The organism is Halomonas sp. H10-9-1, assembly GCF_040147005.1.
Lineage (GTDB): Bacteria > Pseudomonadota > Gammaproteobacteria > Pseudomonadales > Halomonadaceae > Halomonas.
The window spans coordinates 2112260-2134390 of the sequence record NZ_JAMSHO010000001.1; the positions used below are offsets into that span (position 1 = coordinate 2112260).

Genomic DNA, 22131 nt, shown 5'->3' on the forward strand with positions numbered 1-22131 from the left:
TCAGCCAGCGGGGCCAAGCGTGACGCTAATCACACCGCCCAGGAGCCGCACCTGGCCGGGCGGCGGAGCCGTCACACCACCCCGGTACACCCTCGCGTATCCGTCGGGAGAAGCGAGGATCAGCGTGGGCCGCGATGGCGCGTTCGGTGATATCGCCGCGCCGCTTGAGCTCGTCCAGCGAGAAGCCGGGTACCAAGCCACCATGATCATGGACATAGCACGGCAAAAGCCCGCTGAGCAGCAGGCGATGGTCCAGCGACAGCCCCTCGATGATGCGCCTCATCAGGGCGTATACCAGGGTGGTGCAGTTGGCGGTAATGGTGTGGTAGAAGCGCGGGGCATGCGCCAGTCGGTTGGCCTGCTCCACCAGGGCCAGCAGCAGCTCTTGGCGCTCGCGCTCCCCGAGCAGCACCCGATAGAGGGTTACCGATTCGCCGCGCACGTTGCTGCGCAGGCGAACGGCATCACGCTCATCGGCGGCGATGATCGCCAGTTCGAAGCGCTTGAAGAAGCCGCCGATCTCCGAGAAGGGCTCATGACGCTCGCGACGCACCTCCACCGAGAAAGCCACGAAGTCATCGACACGCCCCCGGTCATTGGCGAAGCCGAAGGAGAGCAACACATGGGCGATACCCGGCCGCCCCCAGCCAGAGACGAACAGATCCAGGGTGGTCAGTCGCTGGAGGTCATATTCCCGCCGCTCCCAGGCCACTCGGGCGTGGTCCCGGGTCAACCAGTCGAAGCAGCGCACATGGTCGAGCTCCAGCCGCTCAGCGTGGCGCCGACCGGTCGCCAGGTGGGCCACATCATCGGCCCAGGGCAGATCGCTTGCCGGCACCAGCCGCCACCACCAGCCCAGTAACAGCACCATGCTCAGCCCCATCACCAGCGCCGGTCCCGGCCTGGCGCCCTGCCAGTGCCACACCAGGCACAGGACTCCCAGCAGCAACCAGGCGAGCGCGGCAAGGCGGCGCCCGGCAATGCCGGCCGGAAAGCGATACAACAGCGCCAGGCCACCCCATAGCGAACACGCCACCAGCGCCAGGCGCAGGGCAAGATCCATCAGCGACACCATCGGCAAGCTCCCTGCGGCCAGCCCAGAGCCTACCACGCTCGCCGCCAGCGGTCGCTAACGCCCGCCACGCACCCCGGTCAGCCGCCCGACGCCGGCGTCAGCCAGTCGCCGAAGGCCTCCAGGGCCGGCCCTGGCACGCCGCGCGTCACCTCGCGGTAGAGCCGCTGCAGGCGCGCGGTCACGGAGCCCGTGGCGATGGGTTCGCCCACCGCCGGCGCCCCGGCACGCGCACCGATGTGGCGGCCATCCAGCTCGCGCAGCGGCAGGATCTCCGCGGCGGTGCCGGTAATGAAGGCCTCGTCGGCGAGATAGAGCGCATCGCGGGTGAGACGCCGCTCCACCACCGGGATGCCGAGCACCTCGCGGGCCAGGCGGATCACGCTATCGCGGGTGATGCCCTCCAGGCAGGAGGTGACCTCCGGGGTGTGCAGCTCGCCGTCGCGCAGCAGGAAGACGTTGGCCGCCGAGGCCTCCGCCAGGTAGCCCTCGGGGTCGAGCATGATGGTCTCGTCGAAGCCCGCCTTCACCGCGGTGTTGAGCGCCAGCATCGAGTTGACGTAGTGGCCGTTGGTCTTGGCCCGGCACAGGCTGATGTTGACGTGGTGGCGCGCCCAGGAGGAGGTCAAGGCGCGCAGCCCGATGGCCGCGGCCTCGGGGGAGACGTAGTCGCCGAGATCCCAGGCGGGGAGCATCACGTGGGTGGTGAGCCCCCTGGCCCGCAGCCCGAGCCCCTCGGCGCCGAGGAACACCGTGGGCTTGAGGTAGGCGTTGGCCAGGGCGTTGCGGGCCAGGCACTCCCGCTGGGCCTGGATCAGGGTATCGGCATCGTAAGATAACGGTATATCCAGGGCGTGGGCACTATCCAGCAGCCGCCGGGTGTGTTCGACCACCCGGAAGAGGTGGGTCCCATCCGGCCCCTGGTAGGCGCGCACCCCCTCGAAGCAGCCCATGCCGTAGTGCAGGCTGTGGGTCAGGGCATGCACCCGCGCCTCGCGCCAGGGCAGCCAGTCGCCGTCCAACCAGATCCAGCCATCGCGGTCATGCAGGGGCGTCATGGTCTCTCCTCGTCACGTGGTGGGCGAGCGCCGTTGAACCAGGCCTCGCACCAGCCGTCGATCAAGGCGCGCTGGTGGGGCTGCAGCGCCTGGTAGGCCCAGGCGGCGATCTCGTCGTTCTGGGGGTCGGGCACCGCGGTGGCACTCCCTGCCAGGGTCTGGATCACCGCGTGGCCGCACAGCGGCACATAGCCCTCCGAATAGCCGCCCTCATGCACCATCACCAGGCGCCCCTCGCAGACGCGCTCGGCCAGGGCCTTCACCTGGGCGGTCATCCGCGCGAAGGCGGCGCTGTTGAGCAGCATCTTGCCGAGCGGGTCCTTGGCGCCGGCATCGAAGCCGCAGGCCACCACGATCAGCTCGGGGGCGAAGGCCTCGAGTGCCGGCAGCACCAGTTCGGTCATGGCGTGGTCATAGGCGCCGAGGCCGCAGCCGGGCGGCAGCGGCAGGTTGAGGCAGGCGCCCATGCCGGCCCCTTCCCCCTGCTCCTCGAAGGTGCCGGTATCCAGCGGATAGTTGCCCGCCTGATGGATCGACACCGTGAACACCTCGGGATCGGCATAGAACGCCGCCTGCTGGCCATTGCCGTGGTGCACGTCCCAGTCGAGGATCGCCACACGCGCTGCCTGTCCCAGGGCACGCGCCCGCATCACGGCCACGGGGATATTGCCCAGCAGGCAGAAGCCGCGGCCGCGGTCGGCCTCGGCGTGGTGGCCGGAGGGACGGCAGAGCGCATAGGCGCGCCGCTGCTCCCCGCTGGCCACGGCCTCCACCGCGGCGATGGCCAGGCCCGCCGACTGGCAGGCGGCGGCTAGGCTACCCGGCGTATAGGGGGCGCAGTCGCCGCCGTCACCGCCGCCGGCCCGGTCACCGACCGCCAGTTCCTCCAGGTAGCGGGGCGTGTGGAAGCGCTCGAGATCCTCGCGGCGCGCCGGCGGCGGCTTGCATACCGCCAGCTGGTCGATCAGGCCGGAGACCTCCAGCAGGTTCTTCAGCCGCCGCTTGCTCTCCGGGCTCTCCGAGGCGGGCTGCGGCTGCAGAAACTCGCCGGGAGCGGAGAAGACCCCGATGGCCCCCGGGTCGTGCCAGAAGCAGCGCTCATGCCAGAAGAAGCCAGTGGTGGTGCGCGTCATCATGCGCTCGGCAGTGCCGCGGTGACCATGATCTCCACCTTGAACTCGGGAAGCGCCAGCCTGGCCTCGGTGGCGGCCCGCGCCGGCGGGCGTCCCGGCGCCACCCAGGCATCCCAGGCCGCGTTCATCTCGGCGAACTCGCTCATGTCGGTCACCCACACCAGGGCGCTGAGCAGATGCTCCTTGCTGGTCCCGGCAGCGGCCAGTTGGCGGTCGATCTTGGCCAGCACCTGCTCGGTCTGGCCGCGCATGTCGGCGCTGGTGTCATCGGGCACCTGGCCGGCCAGGTAGACGGTGCCGTTGTGCACCGTGGCCTGGCTCATGCGGGAATTGCTGTCGTGATAGGTAATGCGCATGGGAGTCTCCTTGCAGGAAGCCGGTCGGGAACATCGCACTCCTGGCCGGGGGGGTAGAGGGATCTCATTCGCTGCCTGCCTAACCCAGCAGCGAGGGAATCCAGGTGGAGAGCGACGGGAAGATGACCAGCAGCAGGATCACCGCGATATAGGCGACGTAGAACGGCAGCGAGGCGATGATGGCGCGCTCGTAGGGCACGTTGGCGATACGCGCCGCCGTCATCAGCGTCATCCCCACCGGCGGCGTGACGTTGGAGATATTGAGCACCACGATCATCAGGATGGCGAAGTGCAGCGGGTCGACACCGAGCTGGATCATCGCCGGCACCAGCACCGGGGCCACCACCACCAGTGCCGGCAGCACGTCCATGACCGTGCCGATCAGGATCAGCAGGCCGCAGACCAGCAGCAGCTGCAGGAAGGTCGAATCGCTGAAGGTGGTGATCAGGCCGGCCGCGTCCCGGGCGATGCCGGAACGGGTGACGAACCAGCCGAGCACCGCCGAGGTCGCCAGCAGGAAGAACACCACCCCCGAGAAGCGCACCGTAACCACCAGGGCATGCCAGATCTTCTGCCAGGAGAGGTTGCGGTAGAAGATCACGCCGATGGCGATGGCATAGACGGCGGCAAAGCCCGAGGCCTCGGTGATGGTGGTCAGCCCGGAGAGGATGCCGCCGAGGATGATCAGCGGCACGATCATCGCCGGCAGCGCCACCAGGAAGGCCACGGCCGCCACCTTGAGCGGCGTGGGGGCCTGCTTGGGATAGCCTCGCTTCCAGGCCAGGAAGAAGCTCACCGCGAGCAGCGCCAGGGCCATCAGCAGGCCGGGGATGATGCCCCCGGCGAAGAGGTCGATCACCGAGATATCACGCAGCAGGGTCGCATAGACCACCATCACCACGCTGGGCGGGATGATCGGCCCGATGATCGAGGAGCAGGCGGTGATCGCCGCGGCGTACTCGGCGTCATAGCCCTGCTTCTTCATCTCCGGGATCATGATCTTGCCGATCGCCACGGTATCGGTGATCGCCGCCCCGGTCAGGCCGGCGAAGAACACCGACACCGAGATGTTGACGTGGGAGAGCGCCCCGCGCACACGGCCGAACAGGGCGTTGTTGAAGGCGATCAGCTTCTGGGTCAGGCCACCCTGGTTCATCAGCTCGGCGGTGAAGATGAAATAGGGCACGGCGATCAGCAGGAAGCCCGAGACACCGGCGAACATGCGGTCGGCGATGATGCCGAGCATGCGCTCGCCGCCCATGGCGAAGCCGCCGGCCAGCCCCGACATGGCCATCACCACGGCGACCGGGGCACCGATCAGCAGCAGCACGACGAAGGCAATGATTGCGGGCATCATGGGCGGCGCTCCCCGTCGGCGGTCTCGATCAGCTCATCGATCGTGGACTCGTCATCGATGAAGTGTTCCAGCAGGTCGAAGCCCTGCACCAGGTGCAGCAGGATGATGACCCCGCTGATCGGGATCACGATGGCGGTGAACTTGGCGGATATCTGGATCTGGTCGGAGACCATGTAGACCTGGGAGGCCCCCTGGAAGTAGTCCCAGCCGTACCAGACCAGCATCAACGCGAACAGCGCGATCACGCCGAGGCAGAGTCCTGCCGCCACCTGGAGCAGCACGCGCGGCAGGCTGCGCACCAGCAGGGTCATGGCCACGTGCTCGCCGTAGCGCAGCGAGATGGTCATGGAGAGGAAGCCGATCCAGGGCAGGAATAGCCGGGCCAGGGAGTAGGTCCAGCTCAGGGTGCTGCCGGTGGCCAGCTTGTAGAGGAAAGCCGTGAAGGAGATGCCCAGCATGATCAGCACGCAGGCCACACACGTCACGATCGCCACCTGGTTCACCGCATCACTCAGGCGGCGCAATGGCTGGAGGATGGGCATCGGAGTACCTCGGAGACATCGACGACCGACCCGCAGGTCGGTCGCATCAAGAGGCAGGCGCACGCACGCCTGCCGGCTCATCGGCCCCGGCGATCAGCGGGGCCGATCACTCGGTGTCGAGGCTCACTGGCCATAGTTGGCCATGTCGTTCTCGACCACCGCCTCGCCGACCCGAGCGACCTCGGCGAGGAAGGCGTCGACCTTCTCCTCCTCGATGCCGAAGTCGTTGACGATCCACTCCTTCCAGGCCGGGGTGGCGATCTCCGCCATGCGCGCCCGCTCCTCGGGAGGCATGATGTAGCACTCCTCGAAGCGCTCGCAGGACTCCACCCAGCTGGCGGTGGCCAGCGCCCCGGACATGCCGTGGCCGATGGCGATGGCCTCGCGGGCCGAGGTGACGATGGCCTGCTGCTGCTCCTCGGTCAGGCTCTGGAACCACTCCTCGCTGACCAGCCAGGCGGCGCTGTTGTAGACGTGCCCGGTCAGGGTGGTGTAGTCCGTCACCTCGTCGAAGTTGAAGGTGGTATTGAGCACCGGCGCGTTGAACTGGCCGTCGGCCAGGCCGGTCTCCAGGGCGGTGATCACCTCGCCCCAGGGCAGCGGCGTGGCCGAGGCGCCCAGTGACTTCATGATCGCCACGTGTCCTGGGTTCTCCTCGGTGCGGATATTGAGCCCCTCGAGGTCCTCCACGGTCTTGATCGGGCGCTCGTTGTTGGTGAAGGCCACGAAGCCGCCGCCATCATCGAAGGTGCCCAGGTAACGCATATTGGTCTCGTCGATGGTCCCCGACATGAAATCGGCGAACCACTCCCCGTCAAAGAAGGCCCAGGCCTGACGCCAGTTGTCGAAGATGAAGGGCGCCGTCATCAGCTGATAATCGTCATAGAAGGACGACATGGCACCGGTGGTGATGATGGTGGACTGCAGGGTGCGCCCGCCCTGGACCTCGGACGCGGTCTCCACCTCGGACCCCAGCTGGCTGTTGCCGAAGATCGACACGGTGATCTCGCCATCGGTGCGGGTTTCCACCAGGTTCTTGAACTGGATCAGGGCCGGATAGACCTCGTTGTTGCTCATGTCCTCGGGAAGGATGGTGGCGATGGCCATCTCCTCGGCCTGGACCTGGGCCGCCGCCATGGCCAGCGGCAGGGCCGCCAGGGCGGTCAGGCGGGGAAACATCGTGGTACGCATGGGCTTGCCTCTCGGTGTTGTCGTTATCGGATGCGGCAATGGCAGCGCCTGTGACGCTGGCCTGCTACCCAGCCTAGAACGTCGCTGCCGATAGCGCCTGCCCGCGGAGTCGCAACCCTTCAACGCCCGCGACAGATGACGCGGCCCTGATGCCACGCCAGCGTTGAAGCCACAGCCTGCCCAAGCCGCAGTGGCCTCTATAGTGTGGTGAGGAACCCATGCCGGACAGGGAGGCGAGTCCCATGCCGCTTGTACTGATCGTCCTGCTGCCGCTGACCGGCGCCTGCCTGCCCGCCCTGCTGCAGGGGCGCTCCTCGCGACTGTTGGCCGCGGTCTCCGCCCTCCCCGCCCTCTTCTGTCTGCTGCTTCTGCTCAGCTGGCTGCCGCATGTCATGGGGGGCGGCGAGGCCGTGGTCCAGCGACTCTCCTGGCTGCCGGCACTGGGCCTCGACGTGGCCTTCCGCCTCGACGGCCTGGGCCTGCTGTTCGCCCTGCTGATCACCGGGATCGGCTGCCTGATCCTGCTCTATGCGCGCTACTACTTCGCGGGCAGCGACACCTCGGCGCGCTTCTTCACCCTGATCCTGCTGTTCATGGCGGCGATGCTGGGCATCGTGCTCTCCGAGAACCTGCTGTTCCTGCTGGTGTTCTGGGAGCTGACCAGCCTGGTCTCCTTCCTGCTGATCGGCTACCACAGCCACGACCATGCGGCCCGGCTCGGTGCCCGCATGTCACTGGTGATCACCGCTGGCGGTGGCCTGGCGCTGCTCGGCGGCGTGGTGCTGCTGGGCCAGGCCGCCGGCAGCCATGAACTCTCGGTGGTGCTCGAGGCCGGCGATCGTATCCGCGCCCACGAGCACTATGGCCTGATGCTCAACCTGATCCTGCTCGGCGCCTTCACCAAGTCAGCCCAGTTCCCGTTCCACCTGTGGCTGCCCCACGCCATGACGGCGCCCACCCCGGTCTCCGCCTACCTGCACAGCGCCACCATGGTCAAGGCGGGGCTGTTCCTGCTCGCACGCCTGCACCCGGCGCTCGCCGACACCTCGCTGTGGTTCCACCTGGTCACCCTGACCGGGATGATGACGCTGATGCTGGGCGCCTTCGTGGCCATGTTCATGCACGACATGAAGGGGCTGCTCGCCTACTCGACGGTCTCCCACCTGGGGCTGATCATGCTGCTGCAGGGGCTGGGCACCCCCATGGCACTGGCGGCGGCACTCTTCCACCTGGTATGCCACGCGCTGTTCAAGGCGCCGCTGTTCATGATGGCGGGCTACGTGGAGCACGCCACCGGCACCCGTGACATGCGACGGATCAACGGCATGTGGCGCTTCATGCCCGCGCTGATGGTGCTCTCGGGAATCTCCGCCGCCGCCATGGCCGGCCTGCCACTGATGAGCGGCTACCTGAGCAAGAAGATGCTGTTCAACGAGAGCCTGCTGCTCTCCACCCCCGACTGGGCGGCCGTGGTGATCCCCGCCTGGGTGGCCCTGGCCGCCCTCTTCTCGGTGGCCTACGCGATCCGCATCTTCCATAACGTCTTCTTCAACGGCCAACCGGTGAACCTGCCCATATGGCCCCCCGCAGCACCGCGCGGGGCGGCGCTGTCGCCCATCGTGCTGCTCGCCGCGGCCACGCTGCTGGTGGGGCTGGCGCCGGAGCCCCTCTATTCGGCGCTGGTCCACCCCGCCTTCGCCGCCGCCCGTCAGACGGTCGTCGCACCCTACGACTTCACCACGCTGGGCGGCAGCGTACCGATGGTCATGAGCCTGTTCGCCCTGGGCGGCGGCGCGCTCTTCTACCACCTGCGCGACCCGCTGTTCCGGCTGCACGCCCGCCTGCCCCAGGTCGACGCCAAGGAGATCTTCGACTGGATCATGCGCCGCACCATCGCCCTCTCCCAGCAACGGGTCTTCCAGCTGGAGAACGGCTCCCTGCAGCGCTACCTGACCTTCATCATGGCCACCCTGGTGGTGCTGGTAGGCCTTGAACTGCTCGCCGTGACCCACTGGGATGGCGGCGTGGCACTCGCCCCGCTCGACCCGCTGACCCTGCTGGCGGCGCTCCTGCTCTGCCTGGCCGCGATCGGCGTGGTGGTCTATCACCATCACCGCCTCCCGGCGCTGCTGCTGCTCGGCGTCACCGGGCTCTTCGTCACCGTGGCCTTCGCGCGCTTCTCGGCCCCCGACCTCGCCCTGACCCAGCTGATGGTGGAGGTGATGGCGGTGGTGATCATGATGCTGGCGCTCTCCTTCCTGCCCCAGACCTCACCCCGCGGGTCGACCCGCGTGCGCATGGGGCGCGACCTGGCCATCGCCGGCCTGATGGGCGTCGGCGTGGCGGCCTTCAGCTTCGCCATCCTGACCCGCCCCCAGCAGACGATCTCGGACTTCTTCCTCGCCAACAGCGTGCCCGGTGGTGGCGGCACCAACGTGGTCAACGTGATCCTGGTGGACTTCCGCGGCTTCGACACCCTGGGCGAGATCACCGTGCTCGGCATCGCCGCCGTGGCGGTGTTCGCCTTCACCCGCGACCTGCACCTCAAGGAGCGGGTGGTCGAGACCAATCCCGCCCACTGGGTCGCCGAGCCGCACCCGATCATGCTCAGCACGGTGGCCCGGCTGGTGCTGCCCATCGCCCTGCTGGTCTCCGCCTATATCTTCCTGCGCGGCCACAACCTCCCCGGCGGCGGCTTCATCGCCGGGCTGATCACCGCGGTGGCGCTGACCCTGCAGTACATGGCCGGCGGGCTGGTGTGGGCGCAGCAGCGCATGCTGACCGCCTTCCGGCCGCTGATCGGTGCCGGCCTGCTGATCGCCACCGCCACCGGCCTGGGCAGCTGGCTGTTCGGCTTCCCCTTCCTCACCTCGGCCCATGGCCACCTTGCCCTGCCGCTGATCGGCGAATTCGAGTTGGCCACCGCCATGCTCTTCGACCTCGGCGTCTACGCCACCGTGGTCGGAGCCACGCTGCTGATACTCGCCAACCTCGGCAAGCTGATGACCGTGGCCGGCCCCGGCAAGGAGATCGGCTGATGGAACTGCTCTACGCGCTCACCCTCGGCGTGCTTACCACCTGCGGCGTCTACCTGCTGCTGCGGGCACGCACCTTCACGGTGATCCTGGGCCTGACGCTGCTCTCCCATGCCGTCAATCTCTACCTGTTCGCCTCGGGACGCCTGGTGGCCGGCGCCCCGGCCATCATCGGCCTGGCGGAGCGCTCCGCCGACCCGTTGCCCCAGGCCCTGGTGCTCACCGCCATCGTCATCGGCTTCGCCATGACCGCCTTCGTGGTGGTGCTTGCGCTCAAGGCCGCGGTGGAGCTGCGCAACGACCACGTCGACGGCGAGAACCCGGACGAGGACCGTGCATGAACCACGCCCTGATCCTCCCCATCCTGCTGCCGCTGCTCACCGGCGCCGGACAGCTGCTCTGCTACCGGGGGCCGTTTGCCGTGCAGCGCCTGCTGGGCTTCGCGAGTACCGGCTGGCTGGTGCTGCTGAGCATCTGGGCACTGGCCACGGCCGGGGCGGGCGACTACCTGCTCTATCAGGCGGGAAACTGGCCGGCCCCCTTCGGCATCGTGCTGGTGCTCGACCGCCTCGCCGCCATCATGCTGGCCCTGACCGCGGTGCTGGGGCTGTGTTGCCTGGTCTATGCCGGCGGCGGCACCGACCAGCGCGGCGCCCACTTCCACGCCCTCTTCCAGTTCCAACTGGCCGGCCTCAACGGCGCCTTCCTAACCGGCGACCTCTTCAACCTCTTCGTGTTCTTCGAGATCCTGCTGATCGCCTCCTACGCCCTGCTGCTGCACGGCGGAGGGCGTGCCCGCAGCCGCGCCGGGCTGCACTACGTGATCATCAACCTGGCGGGCTCGGCGCTGTTCCTGATCGCGCTGGGCACCCTCTACGGCCTCACCGGCACCCTCAACATGGCCGACCTGGCGCTGCGCGTGGCCGAGGCGCCACCGGAAGACGACCCGCTGCTCGCCGCCGCCAGCCTGATCCTGCTGGTGGTGTTCGGCATCAAGGCGGCGATCCTGCCGCTGCTGTTCTGGCTGCCGCGGGCCTACTCGGCAGCCAGCGCACCGGTGGCCGCACTCTTCGCCATCATGACCAAGGTGGGCATCTACGCCATCCTGCGCGTCTTCCTGCTGGTCTTCGCGCTGGGCGAGGAACCGATCAACGCCACCGCCTGGGCCTGGCTGTGGCCTCTGGCGCTGCTGACCCTGGCACTGGGCGGTGTCGGTGTGCTGGGCTCGGACAGCCTGCGCACCCTGTCCGCCTACCTGGTGATCCTCTCGGTCGGCACCCTGCTCGCGACCATCAGCCTGGTGACCCCGGCCGCCCTGGGCGCCGCTCTGTTCTACCTGATCCACAGCACCGGCATGGCCGCGGTGTTCTTCCTGCTCGCCGACCTGCTGGGCCAGCAGCGCGAGGAGGGCTACGACCGCTTCTCGGCGACCGGCCCCATCGGGCATCGACGGGTGCTGGGCACGCTGTTCTTCATCGCCGGCATCGCCATGGCGGGGCTGCCGCCCTTCGGTGGCTTCGTCAGCAAGGCGTGGATCCTCCAGGCCAGCGCCAGCGACCCCCGGGGCCTATGGCTGTGGGGCGTGCTGCTGGCCTCGGCCCTGCTGGTCATCATCGCCATCAGCCGTACCGGCAGCAGCTGGTTCTGGCGCCCCGCAGAGATGGCCAGCCCCTATCCGCTCAGGCGCGGCCTGCTGACACTGGTGTGCGGCATGGTCGGCCTCAATGCGCTGCTGGCGGCCTTCGGCAATCCGGTAATGGGCTATCTGGAGCTCACCGCCGGGCAGCTGCTCGCCCCGCGCGGCTATATCGCCGCCGTGCTGCCCGACGTCCTCGCCTCCGCCACGGAGATCACCCCATGACGCCATCGATGCGCAACTGGCAGTTCTGGCTGCCGCACCCGCTGTTCTCGCTGTTCCTGGCGCTGCTGTGGTTGCTGATGATCAACGACTTCAGCATGGCCCACGCCCTGCTGGGGCTGGTGCTGGGCGTGGCGATCCCCCTGGTGACCCACGCCTTCTGGCCCGAGGAGGCGAGGATCCGCCGCCCCCTGCCGCTGCTGCGCTACCTGCTGGTGCTGCTGATGGACATCCTGCGCTCCAACCTGGTGGTGGCCCTGCGCATCCTGCGACCCGCCCGACACCTGACTCCCGGCTTCTTCACCTATCCGCTGGCCCTGGAGGACGATTTCGCCATTACCATCCTGGCCAGCACCATCTCGCTGACCCCCGGCACCGTCTCCATCCACTACGACGCCGAGGCCAACACCCTGCTGGTGCACGCCCTGCATCTGGAGGACGAGGCCGAGGCCATCGCCGGCATCCGTGAACGCTACGAGCAGCCGCTCGAGGAGATATTCCGATGATCGCCGTGGTGATACCCATCGCGATGACGCTGTTTGCCATCGCCGCCCTGCTCAACCTCTACCGCCTGGCCATCGGCCCGGACATCGTCGACCGGATCCTGGCGCTGGACACCCTGATGATCAACAGTATCGCGCTGATCGTGCTGGCCGATATCTGGATGGGCCTGGGCATCCTGTTCGAGCTGGCCCTGCTGATCGCCCTGATGGGCTTCGTCAGCACCGTGGCCATGAGCAAGTACCTGCTGCGGGGGGACGTCATCGAATGATCGCTATCGACATGACCTGGCCCCTGCAGCTGGTGATCGCAGCCTTCCTGCTGGTCGGCGCGATTGTGGCACTGATCGGTTCCTGGGGACTGGCCAAGTTGCCCGACTTCTATACGCGCCTGCACGGCCCCACCAAGGCCAGCACCCTGGGCGTCGGCTGTACCCTGATCGGTTCGCTGCTCTACTTCAGCCTCCAGCAGGACGGCATCTCGGTGCAGGAGGCGCTGGTGACCATCTTCCTGTTTGCCACCGCCCCGGTCAGCGCCCATATGATGGGCAAGGCCGCCCTGCGCCGGCGTCTGCCGGGCGTGGCAGGCACGCGCAATATGCCCAACGACAAGTAGTCAGCTACCGGCAAGAGGCCACGTGATAGCCCAAGGCTATCGCAGTTAGCCATGCGGTGATAGCGAAAGGCGCCGGGGACAGGTCGGAGAGGGGGTCCGAGGACCAGGGATGGCCGAGGTAGCCTACAAGGACGTACTCGTAGCGCCCCCTCGTAGGCCTGTCGCCGGGTCAGCCTTGAGCAAGGCTGCCATCTGCGGTAGCCCGGCGAGGTCCATCTGCTCGCCAAAGCCTGATAGGGTAAACAGCCAGCTGGCATCAACGACTGGAGGCCGACATGCCCCGCTTCCCCGATCATCTGACCGGCGACGGTCCCCACAACCCCTTCCCCGGCGTGCGCGTGCTGGAGCGGCGCCTGGGGCGTGAGATCCCCCATCAGCTGGGCTCCAACGAGGGTCTCGACATGCCCCATCGCGCCCTGCGCGAGCGCTTCGGGGATGCCATGGCCGAGCATGTCTACAGCTACGGCGATGCCGAGGCACTGGGGATTCGCCAGCGCCTGGCGAACCAGAAGGGCATCCCGCTGGAGGCGATGCTGGTGGACGCCGGCGCCGACAGCCTGATCGCCCTGACGCTGCGGGCCGTCACCTCCTCCGGCGATACGGTGATCGCCACCCGGGGCACCTACCCCACCTTCGGCTACTTCGCCCGCGGCCATGGCTGCCGGGTGATCGAGGTCCCCTACGCCGAGGCGCCCGGTCGGCTGGCACCGGACCTCGAGGCCCTGGCCCGCTCCGCCAGGGAGGAGGACGCGCGGCTGGTCTACCTGGCCAATCCCGACAATCCCGGCGGTCACCTGCACCGCGACGACGACGTGCTGGCGCTGCGGCGAGCACTCCCGGCTGACTGCTGGCTGCTGCTCGACGAGGCCTACCACGACTTCCGCGAGGACGCCGACGCCGAATTCGGCCGCCGGGTACTCCCCGGCGTGGTGCGCCTGCGCACCCTCTCCAAGGCCCACGGCCTCGCCGGGCTGCGCGTGGGCTACGCCATCGCCGAGCCGGAGACCCTGGCGGTGATGATGAAGGTGCGCATCCACTATGCGGTGTCGACGCTGAGCCAGGCCGCCGCGGAGACGGTGCTGGACCACCCGGCCGAGGTCGCGGCCCATGTGGCCGCGGTGCGCGAACGTCGCGAGCGCCTGGCGGCCCACCTGCGCGGGCTGGGCGCCGACGTGCTGCCCAGCGCCACCAATTTCGTCGGCGTTCGCCTGGCCAGCGCCGAACTGGCCGGCAGGGTACACCAGTCACTTCTCGACGAGGGCAAGCTGATCGCCCGCCCCGCCGACCAGGCGCTGGGCCATGTGCTGCGCATCACCGCGGTGGAGGATGCCCTGGCACCCGGCCGGCTGGCTACCCTGGAAGCCGCGCTCCAGCGCTAGCCAAGTGCGGTGCGAGACGCCATAGTAACGTCCCTTAGCCTGCAAAGATTGGACGAGCCCATGGATGCCCTGCGCCGCCACTCCCTACTGATCATCCTCTTCGGCAGCCTGGTGGTGACCCTGGCCATGGGCCTGCGTCACGGCTTCGGGCTGTTTCTGGAGCCCATGAGCAGCGAACTGGGCTGGGGCCGGGGCGTCTTCGCCTTCGCCCTGGCCATCCAGAACCTGCTGTGGGGTCTCGCGCAGCCCTTCGCCGGCGCCCTGGCCGACCGCTTCGGCGCCGCACGCGTGGTAGTGGTGGGCGGCGCCCTCTATACCTTGGGCCTGCTTTGCATGGGGCTCTCCGACTCGGCGCTGGGCATGACGCTCTCTGCCGGGGTATTGATCGGGCTGGGCCTCTCCGGCACCACCTTCTCGGTGGTGCTGGGTGCGGTGGGGCGCGCCGTGGCGCCGGAGAAGCGCAGCATGGCCATGGGCATCGTCAGCGCCGCGGGCTCCTTCGGCCAGTTCGCCATGCTGCCCGGCACCCTGGGGCTGCTGGAGTGGCTGGGCTGGTCAGCCGCGCTGCTGGCCATGGGTGCCATCGGCGCGCTGATGCTGCCGCTGGGGGCCCTGCTGCGCGACCGTCCGGCCGCTGCCGCCGCCGGTGACCTGCCCCTGCGCGAGGCGCTCGACGAGGCCGCCGGCCATCGCGGCTTCTGGCTGCTCTGCATGGGCTTCTTCGTGTGTGGCTTTCAGGTGGTGTTCATCGGCGTGCACCTGCCCGGCTACCTCTACGACAACGGCATCGCGGTCCAGGTAGGCAGTACCGTGCTGGCGCTGATCGGGCTGTTCAATATCTTCGGCACCTACGTCGCCGGCTGGCTGGGCGGCCGATTCTCGAAGCCGCGCCTGCTGAGCGGGATCTACCTGACCCGGGCGGTGATCATCACCCTCTTCCTGATGGCCCCCCTGAGCCCCACGACCACCTACCTGTTCGGCATCGCCATGGGCCTGCTGTGGCTCTCCACGGTGCCGCTGACCAACGGCATCGTCGCCTCGGTATTCGGCGTCCAGCACCTCTCCATGCTTGGCGGGATCGTCTTCCTGTTCCATCAGCTCGGCTCCTTCATGGGGGTCTGGCTGGGTGGCTTCCTCTATGACCTGCAGGGTGACTATGAGGTGGTCTGGAAGCTGGCCATCCTGCTTGGCGTGATGGCTGCCGCCCTGCACTGGTGGATTGACGAGGCGCCGGTGCAGCGCGGACTGCGCCAGGAGGTGGAAGCATGAGTTGGCGACTGGCATGGCGACTGGCCGTGGCGGCCATCATCATCGTGGCGCTGAGCCTGGTGTGGTGGGGCTGGCACCAACTGGACGGTGCCCTGCTGCTGCTCGGCAGCCGACTGTGCTGAACGCCACCCGCCTCGATCAGGCGTTGTAGACCACCCTGCCCAGCTCGCCAATCGCGTAGCCGCCCAGCGCCTCGGCGCGTTCGACGAAGCGCGGCTCCTGCGCGAACGCCAGCAGCCGCTGAACCGGCGCTTCGAAGTAACTGCGCCGGCGCATCGCCAAGTCAAAGTGCTCTCGGTGCAGTGGTAGAAAGGTCAGCCCCTGGCGCCGCGCCGCCGCCTCCACCCCGAGCCCCGCATCCGCTTCTCCCTGGCGCACCGCCAGGGCGAGATCATCCTCCGAGAGCGAAGGGTGCTCGGCAAGCTGCAGATGCGAGGCCTCCATCCCCGCCTGTTCCAGCAGCCAACTCAGCAGGCGCCCGGCTCCGGCGTCCGGCTGACGGTGGGCGATGCGCACCTCGGGACGCGCCAGGTCGGCCAGGCGTCGAATCCCCAGCGGGTTGCCCGGCGCCAGCAGCAAGCCCTGGTGTCGGGTCGCCCAGCGCACCATCACCAGATCGCGCATCCCGCCCATCCCCAGGGCCTCCGGTCGGTTGTAGCCACCGCTCGCCGCATCCAGCAGGTGCAACCCGGCCAGCATTGCCTGCCCCTCCACCAGCCGCCGCACGCCATCGCCGCTGCCCTGGCAGAGCAGTGCCAACTGGGAGCCGCTCTCCCGCACCGCCCACTCCAGCAGGGGGTCCTGGCTGCCGGCCAGCACCACCGGCACCGGGCGCGCCGTGGCCTGGTCCCCCTCCAGGTGGCTCATCAGCCACAGGTCGATGCTGTGGCGCGGAAACAGCAGCTTGCCGGTGACCCGCACACAGGGGATCGCCCCCTGCCGCACCAGGTCGTAGACCTTGCGCTCCTTGAGGCGAAGGTGGTCGGCCACCTCGGCGGTGGTCAGGTAAGTGGCTCTCGCCTCCATCGGCGTCTCCTCCCTTGGGGTCGCAGCGGATAGCACCCCGGCCCCTCTCGGCCCTTCTCGGCCCTTCTCGCGCAGGGGCATGGCCATGCGCGCCCTGCCCCCTGCATATGGATGCTTATGGCTGTTCTGATTACCGCACTGCATGCATATTGGAACCCGAACGCACAAGATGCCAGTCAATCAGAGGAGAACTGCATGCCCAGCGACCCCGGCGCCTTCGCCACCGCTCTCGACCTTATCCTCGGACTCGACACCGATCTGCTGGAGATCGTGACCCTGTCGCTGCGGGTATCGCTGACCGCCGTGGCGCTCGCCACCCTGATCGGTCTGCCGTTGGGTGCGGCGCTGGCGCTATGGCGCTTTCCCGGCCACGGCGCCCTGGTGGTGTCGCTGAATGCGCTGATGGGTCTGCCACCGGTAGTGGCGGGCCTGTGCGTCTACCTGCTGCTCTCACGAGCCGGCCCGCTGGGCGAACTGGGGCTGCTGTTCACCCCCACTGCCATGGTGGTGGCCCAACTGGTGCTGGTGTTGCCGATCATCGCCGCCCTCGCCCGCCAGCAGGTGGAAGAGCTGCACCAGGAGTATCGCGAGCAGCTGACCTCCCTGGGATTGTCGCGGCTGCGCATGATCCCCACCCTGCTGTGGGATGCTCGGCTAGGGCTGGTCACGGTGATACTCGCCGGCTTCGGACGCGCCAGCGCCGAGGTGGGGGCGGTGATGATCGTGGGGGGCAACATCGACGGCGTCACCCGGATGATGACCACCGCCATCGTGCTGGAGACCAGCAAGGGCGACCTGCCCCTGGCGCTGGGGCTGGGCATCGTGCTGCTGGGTCTGGTAACGCTGGTCAATGCCGGCGCCTACCTGGTGGGCGAGACAGCGAGGAGACGGCTGGGATGAATGACATGATGCGCCTCCCGCTCACCGACTCACCGACGCTGGAGATGCAGGGGGTTGCCTTCACCCTCCGCGGCCAGCGCCTGCTGGGCCCCGTTGACCTGCGCCTCAGCGGCTGCCGCCGCACCCTGGTGATGGGCCCCAACGGCGCCGGCAAGAGCCTGCTGATGCGCCTGGCCCACGGCCTGCTCGCCCCCTCGGCGGGCCGGGTCGCCTGGCAGGGGCGCCCCCCACGCCAGGCGATGGTCTTCCAGCGCCCGGTGCTGCTCAAGCGCTCGGCGCTGGCCAACCTCACCTACGCCCTGGCGGTGAACGGAGCACCGCGCCCTGGACGCAAGGCGCACGCCCGGCAGGCGCTGGAGCGTTTCGGCCTGGCCGCCCTGGAGAAGCGCCCGGCGCGAGTGCTCTCCGGCGGCGAACAGCAGCGCCTGGCCCTGGCTCGCGCCTGGCTGCTCGACCCCGAGGTGCTATTCCTCGACGAACCCACGTCTGCGCTGGACCCCGCCGCCATCAAGGCGGTGGAGGATGCCGTGCAGGAGTTCCACCGTCGCGGCACCCGCATCCTGATGAGCAGCCACGACCTGCACCAGGCGCGCCGGCTGGCCGATGAGGTGCTGTTCCTCAACGCGGGGCAACTGATCGAGCACACCGACGCCGACACCTTCTTCACGGCCCCCACCTCGGTACAGGCGAGGGCCTTCATCCGCGGAGAGCTGGTGCTCTAGGCCCGGCGTCCGCTCCCCCCACCCGCAACCCAACTCCCCGCCCAACAAGGAAGCGACCATGCAATACAAGAAGGCACGCATCACATTGACCGCCATCGGCATCCTGGGACTCTCGATGGCCGCCCAGGCCCAGGCCCACGCCCAGGGCAACGAGAATGAGGATGGTGAGCAATACATCACCCTGGCCTCCACCACCTCCACCGAGAACTCCGGCCTGTTCGACGCCATCATCCCGCAGTTCACCGACAAGACCGGCATCGAGGTGCGCGTGGTGGCCGTGGGCACCGGGCAGGCCTTCGAGATCGCCCGCCGCGGCGACGCGGACAGCCTGCTGGTTCACGACACCGCCGGCGAAGAGACCTTCGTCGCAGAGGGCTACGGCAGCGAGCGCGCCGACGTGATGTACAACGACTTCGTGCTCATCGGCCCGAACGGCGACCCCGCCGGTATCGCGGATGCCGAGACCGTGAGCCAGGCGCTACAGCTGATCGCCGAGGCCGAAGCACCCTTCGCCTCGCGCGGCGACGACAGCGGCACCAACCGCGCCGAGCTGCGCCTGTGGGAGGCCGCCGGCGTCGAGCCCGGTGGCGAGTGGTACCGCGAGCTCGGCAGCGGCATGGGGCCAACCCTCAACACCGCCGCCGGCATGGACGCCTACGTGATGAGCGACCGCGCCACCTGGGTCGCCTTCGAGAACCCGCAGGACCTCGAGCTGCTGTTCGAGGGCGACGAGACGCTGTTCAACCAGTACGGCAGCATCCTGATCTCCGCAGAGCGCCACCCCCACCTCAAGCATGACCTGGCCGGGCAATGGCACCAGTGGCTGCTCTCCGAGGAGGGCCAGCAGGCCATTGGCGACTTCACCGTCAACGGCCAGCAGCTGTTCTTTCCCAACGCCGAATAACCCTTACCACCTCTCTCCTCACTTGGGGCGGTCTTCGGGCCGCCCCTTTTTTTGGACCAAAGGGCCTCCCGCTGGAGGCGTCCCGGGGCATCGAAGAAGGCCATCGGCAATACACGGCCAGTGCACCACGATATACTGCATTAACAACAACGCCGGACATGAGTTAGCAAGTGAAAGCGCTGGTAGTCGAAGACAACGCCAATCTCGCCTCCTCCATCGCCACCTTCCTCAGCGAGGCGGGCTTCCAGGTGGAGACCTGCGATGACGGTCAGGCGGCGGAGCAGTGGCTGCGCCATCTCTCCTTCGATCTGATCCTTCTCGACCTGGGGCTGCCCAATCTGGATGGTATCCATGTTCTGCGCCGACTGCGCGCCCGCCAGGACAAGACGCCGGTGCTGATCATCTCAGCGCGGGACGATATCGACCAACGAGTGCTGGGCCTGGAGGAAGGGGCCGACGACTACCTGGGCAAGCCCTTCTCGCTGGAGGAGGTGGTGGCCCGGGCCAAGGCCCTGGTGCGTCGCGCCAAGCAGTTTGGCGAGAACAGCCTGCAGTGCGGCGGGCTGGAACTGCCCCAGGGCAGCCCCACGGTACTGGTCGACGGCGAGGCCGTGGCGCTGCATCGCCGCGAGCGGGAGGTGCTGGAATACCTGCTGATCAACCAAGGGCGTCTGGTCAGCAAGAACCAGATTATCGACCGCCTCTCCGACCTGGACGATGCGGTCACCCACAGCGCCGTAGAGACCTATATCTCCCGGCTGCGCAAGAAGATCGGCAACGCCGCCCAGTTGCGCACCGTGCGCGGCCTCGGCTACCTCCTCGACGCCGGCGCCCCCCATCCATGACCTCGATTCGCGCCCGTCTGCTGCTGTGGATCGGCCTGCCCTTCACTCTGGTGGGCATCCTGACCCTGGTCTCGAGCCAGGTGGTGCTTTCGCGTCAGATCAACGAGACCTTCGATGCCATGCTGCTCAATGCCGCCGAGCGGGTGGAGCGGCGCATCCATTCGGTGGATGGGGAGCTGCGCATCAATATGCACTACTTCAGCATCAGCACCCTGGGCAGCCGCGGCGAGGGCAAGATTTTCTACCGCATCCGCGACGATGCCGGCACCATGCTGGCCGGCTTCGAGGGCCTGGCGAGCCCTCCGGACAGCGCCACCACACCGGTCTTCTACGATACCCGCTACGCCGGCAACGAGCTGCGCGCCGTGGCCCTCAACTTGCCGGTGGTCCGCGCCACCCGGAGTAGCCGCATCGAGGTGATCGTCGCCGAATCCACCGAGGCCCGCGAGAGCCTGATCAACGAGTTCCTGCTGACCCTCTCGGCGTTGACCGCCGTGGGCGGCCTGCTCGCCGTGACCATCGCCCTGTTGGCGATCCACCGGGGCCTGGCACCGCTGCGCACCGTCAGCCGCGCCCTCCGCCAGCGCTCCCCCAATGACCTGGACCCCATCGAGACCCGGGTGCCGCGAGAAATCACCACCCTGGTCGCCAGCATCAACGGCCTGATGGCGCGGATGCGCCAGAGCATCCGCAACACCCAGCAGTTCAATGCGGATGTCTCCCACCAGCTGCGCACTCCGGTCTCGGAGATTCGTGCCCTGGCCGAGGTCACCGCGCGTCGCTGCGAGGACCCGGCACTGCGCCGCCCCCTGGAGGAGATCGAGCGCATCGCCGAGGAGGCCGGCTACACGGTGCAGCAACTGCTGACCCTGGCCAAGACCCGCCACGAGCTGGTGGACACTCGGGCCCTGGAACCACTGGCCCTCGACGAAGTATGCCGGGAGGCCTGTGCCGAGGCGGCCTCGCGCATCTACCAGCGCGGCCACCAGGAGCTGGAATTCATCGAGAAAGAGACTGGCAAGGTGCTCGGTGACCCGGTGCGGCTGCGCTGGTTAGTGCAGAACCTGATCGAGAATGCCAGCCAGCATGCCGGCGGCACGGCCCCCTATCGGGGCACCATTCGGGTGCGCGTCTTCCAGCGGGACGGGGCGCCGGCGCTAAGCGTCGCCGACGATGGAGTGGGGGTGGCTGCCGACGACCTGTCGCGGCTCACCGAGCGCTTCTACCGCGCCAGCCCGGCGACCCCCGGCAGCGGCCTGGGCCTGGCCATCGTCGACGAGGTGGCCCGCGCCCATGGCGCCCACCTCGACTTCGCCAGCCCTCCGGGCCAGGGACTAACCGTCAGTGTCGTTTTTTCTCCACGGCGCGACGTCGGCGCGCCAGGGCGATCAGCGGCGGGGTAAGCAGGATCAACAGCAGCAGACGCAGCACATGGTGGGAGACCACATAGACCGGGTTGATCTCCAACGCCACGGCGATCACCGCCATCTCGCCGACACCACCGGGCAACAGCGCCAGCAGCACCGCTGCGAAGGGCAAGTCCGTTAGGCTCGCCACCCCCCAGGCAGTGCCAAGGGCCATCAACACCGCATAGGTGCCGAACCCCAGCCCGTAGCGCCCCACCCGAAGCAGCCGTGACCAGCCGGTGTCCGAGAAACGCGCCCCCACTGAGCTGCCCAGAACCAGGAAGGCCAGGATCAGCAGCAGATCCGGCAGCACGATCCCATGGCCGAGGCTGGCCATGGCCGCGCCCACGGCGATGGGTCCCAGGAACTCGGGGATTGGCAGACGCAGCAGCCGGCCCAGCCAGGCGCAGGCCGGAGCCAACGCCAACAAGTAGAGATCCCCCCAGTGCAGGGCGTTGTCCTCCCCCAAGACCGCCCCGCCGGCGAGGTGGTTGGCCAGCAGGGCGGCGGAGGCCACCACCATCACCAAGCGGATGGCGTGGGTAATAGCAATCCAACGCACGTCGGCGCCGAGGCGGTCGGCGAGGATAATGGCACCGTTCATACTACCCGGGAAGGCACAGAACAGTGCGCTGAGCCGGCTCATGCCACTTCGCGCGAAGAACCAGCGCCCGCCCAGCAGCATCAGCCCCATATAACCGAGCATGGCCAGCACGCTGGGATACCACTCCAGCAGGTGCGACAGTTCGCCCAGTTCGATACGGTTACCAATAAACAGGCCGAGCATGGCGATGGCACCGCGATGCAGCCGCGGGTCGATCCCCACCTTCCCCCCGACCAGGGAGGCCGCCAGCACAAGGAACAGCGGCCCCAGCATCCAGGCCAGAGGCAAGGCGGCCAGGCTAGCGAGGCCGCCCCCCAGGCCGCCGATCAGCAGGGTCAGCTGGCTGCGCTTGACCATG

General features: G+C 68.2%; 23 protein-coding genes. 14 read left to right on the forward strand and 9 right to left on the reverse strand.

Annotated elements, in window-relative coordinates; genetic code table 11:
* Nucleotides 1–25 precede the first annotated feature (25 nt).
* The 7 genes from NFH66_RS09745 to dctP form a co-directional block, all read right to left on the reverse strand.
* The gene (locus tag NFH66_RS09745) at nucleotides 26–1075 is read right to left on the reverse strand and encodes an Lnb N-terminal periplasmic domain-containing protein (protein ID WP_349610127.1); all 1050 of its coding nucleotides are present in this window, start codon (nucleotides 1073–1075) and stop codon (nucleotides 26–28) included.
* A 77-nt stretch (nucleotides 1076–1152) separates the two neighbouring features.
* Entirely contained in the window at nucleotides 1153–2130 is a 978-nt protein-coding gene (locus NFH66_RS09750; protein WP_349610128.1) for a branched-chain amino acid transaminase, read from the reverse strand.
* On the reverse strand, nucleotides 2127–3263 hold the full coding sequence (locus tag NFH66_RS09755; RefSeq protein ID WP_349610129.1) for a histone deacetylase-like amidohydrolase: 1137 nt from the start codon (nucleotides 3261–3263) through the stop codon (nucleotides 2127–2129). Before NFH66_RS09755 ends, NFH66_RS09750 begins: the two co-directional genes overlap by 4 nt.
* Entirely contained in the window at nucleotides 3263–3619 is a 357-nt protein-coding gene (locus NFH66_RS09760; protein WP_349610130.1) for a RidA family protein, read from the reverse strand. Before NFH66_RS09760 ends, NFH66_RS09755 begins: the two co-directional genes overlap by 1 nt.
* 79 nt (nucleotides 3620–3698) lie before the next feature.
* Nucleotides 3699–4976 (reverse strand): TRAP transporter large permease, encoded by a 1278-nt coding sequence (locus NFH66_RS09765; RefSeq protein WP_349610131.1) that lies wholly within the window; start codon nucleotides 4974–4976, stop codon nucleotides 3699–3701.
* Complete coding sequence (locus NFH66_RS09770) at nucleotides 4973–5518, reverse strand: TRAP transporter small permease (protein WP_349610132.1); 546 nt, start codon at nucleotides 5516–5518, stop codon at nucleotides 4973–4975. Before NFH66_RS09770 ends, NFH66_RS09765 begins: the two co-directional genes overlap by 4 nt.
* A gap of 123 nt (nucleotides 5519–5641) precedes the next feature.
* Nucleotides 5642–6709, reverse strand: coding sequence for a TRAP transporter substrate-binding protein DctP (dctP, locus tag NFH66_RS09775; RefSeq protein WP_349610133.1), 1068 nt, complete (start codon nucleotides 6707–6709; stop codon nucleotides 5642–5644).
* A 242-nt stretch (nucleotides 6710–6951) separates the two neighbouring features.
* On the opposite strand from dctP, the gene NFH66_RS09780 reads away from it, so the two are divergent.
* The 9 genes from NFH66_RS09780 to NFH66_RS09820 all read left to right on the forward strand — a co-directional run bounded on the left by NFH66_RS09780 (nucleotide 6952) and on the right by NFH66_RS09820 (nucleotide 15488).
* On the forward strand, nucleotides 6952–9747 hold the full coding sequence (locus tag NFH66_RS09780; protein WP_349610134.1) for a monovalent cation/H+ antiporter subunit A: 2796 nt from the start codon (nucleotides 6952–6954) through the stop codon (nucleotides 9745–9747).
* Nucleotides 9747–10085, forward strand: coding sequence for a Na+/H+ antiporter subunit C (locus NFH66_RS09785; RefSeq protein WP_161432873.1), 339 nt, complete (start codon nucleotides 9747–9749; stop codon nucleotides 10083–10085). The genes NFH66_RS09780 and NFH66_RS09785 overlap by 1 nt, the downstream gene beginning before the upstream one ends.
* Nucleotides 10082–11605, forward strand: coding sequence for a monovalent cation/H+ antiporter subunit D (locus NFH66_RS09790; protein WP_349610135.1), 1524 nt, complete (start codon nucleotides 10082–10084; stop codon nucleotides 11603–11605). The genes NFH66_RS09785 and NFH66_RS09790 overlap by 4 nt, the downstream gene beginning before the upstream one ends.
* Entirely contained in the window at nucleotides 11602–12108 is a 507-nt protein-coding gene (locus NFH66_RS09795; RefSeq protein WP_349610136.1) for a Na+/H+ antiporter subunit E, read from the forward strand. Before NFH66_RS09790 ends, NFH66_RS09795 begins: the two co-directional genes overlap by 4 nt.
* Nucleotides 12105–12374, forward strand: a complete 270-nt coding sequence (locus NFH66_RS09800; RefSeq protein ID WP_161432871.1) for a K+/H+ antiporter subunit F — start codon at nucleotides 12105–12107, stop codon at nucleotides 12372–12374. The genes NFH66_RS09795 and NFH66_RS09800 overlap by 4 nt, the downstream gene beginning before the upstream one ends.
* Nucleotides 12371–12718 (forward strand): Na+/H+ antiporter subunit G, encoded by a 348-nt coding sequence (locus NFH66_RS09805; RefSeq protein ID WP_349610137.1) that lies wholly within the window; start codon nucleotides 12371–12373, stop codon nucleotides 12716–12718. Before NFH66_RS09800 ends, NFH66_RS09805 begins: the two co-directional genes overlap by 4 nt.
* A gap of 275 nt (nucleotides 12719–12993) precedes the next feature.
* Complete coding sequence (locus NFH66_RS09810) at nucleotides 12994–14097, forward strand: pyridoxal phosphate-dependent aminotransferase (protein WP_349610138.1); 1104 nt, start codon at nucleotides 12994–12996, stop codon at nucleotides 14095–14097.
* A 60-nt stretch (nucleotides 14098–14157) separates the two neighbouring features.
* On the forward strand, nucleotides 14158–15366 hold the full coding sequence (locus NFH66_RS09815) for an MFS transporter (protein WP_349610139.1): 1209 nt from the start codon (nucleotides 14158–14160) through the stop codon (nucleotides 15364–15366).
* Nucleotides 15363–15488: a hypothetical protein gene (locus NFH66_RS09820; protein ID WP_349610140.1), complete on the forward strand. Its 126-nt coding sequence runs from the start codon at nucleotides 15363–15365 to the stop codon at nucleotides 15486–15488. Before NFH66_RS09815 ends, NFH66_RS09820 begins: the two co-directional genes overlap by 4 nt.
* A 16-nt stretch (nucleotides 15489–15504) precedes the next feature.
* On the opposite strand, the gene NFH66_RS09825 is transcribed toward NFH66_RS09820, so the two are convergent.
* Nucleotides 15505–16392 (reverse strand): substrate-binding domain-containing protein, encoded by an 888-nt coding sequence (locus NFH66_RS09825; protein ID WP_349610141.1) that lies wholly within the window; start codon nucleotides 16390–16392, stop codon nucleotides 15505–15507.
* A gap of 195 nt (nucleotides 16393–16587) precedes the next feature.
* Here NFH66_RS09825 and NFH66_RS09830 point away from each other — a divergent pair, with 195 nt between their 5' ends.
* The 5 genes from NFH66_RS09830 to NFH66_RS09850 all read left to right on the forward strand — a co-directional run bounded on the left by NFH66_RS09830 (nucleotide 16588) and on the right by NFH66_RS09850 (nucleotide 21166).
* Nucleotides 16588–17292, forward strand: a complete 705-nt coding sequence (locus NFH66_RS09830) for an ABC transporter permease (RefSeq protein ID WP_349610142.1) — start codon at nucleotides 16588–16590, stop codon at nucleotides 17290–17292.
* The gene (locus NFH66_RS09835) at nucleotides 17289–18014 is read left to right on the forward strand and encodes an ATP-binding cassette domain-containing protein (RefSeq protein ID WP_349610143.1); all 726 of its coding nucleotides are present in this window, start codon (nucleotides 17289–17291) and stop codon (nucleotides 18012–18014) included. The genes NFH66_RS09830 and NFH66_RS09835 overlap by 4 nt, the downstream gene beginning before the upstream one ends.
* A 58-nt stretch (nucleotides 18015–18072) precedes the next feature.
* Complete coding sequence (locus NFH66_RS09840) at nucleotides 18073–18918, forward strand: ABC transporter substrate-binding protein (protein WP_502878647.1); 846 nt, start codon at nucleotides 18073–18075, stop codon at nucleotides 18916–18918.
* 170 nt (nucleotides 18919–19088) lie between these two features.
* Nucleotides 19089–19763, forward strand: coding sequence for a response regulator transcription factor (locus NFH66_RS09845; protein ID WP_349610144.1), 675 nt, complete (start codon nucleotides 19089–19091; stop codon nucleotides 19761–19763).
* Nucleotides 19760–21166: a sensor histidine kinase gene (locus NFH66_RS09850; protein ID WP_349610145.1), complete on the forward strand. Its 1407-nt coding sequence runs from the start codon at nucleotides 19760–19762 to the stop codon at nucleotides 21164–21166. The genes NFH66_RS09845 and NFH66_RS09850 overlap by 4 nt, the downstream gene beginning before the upstream one ends.
* On the opposite strand, the gene NFH66_RS09855 is transcribed toward NFH66_RS09850, so the two are convergent.
* Nucleotides 21105–22130 carry an AbrB family transcriptional regulator gene (locus tag NFH66_RS09855; RefSeq protein ID WP_349610146.1) on the reverse strand — a complete coding sequence of 342 codons (1026 nt, stop codon included), beginning with the start codon at nucleotides 22128–22130 and terminating at the stop codon, nucleotides 21105–21107. The genes NFH66_RS09850 and NFH66_RS09855 overlap by 62 nt on opposite strands.
* Nucleotide 22131 lies beyond the last annotated feature (1 nt).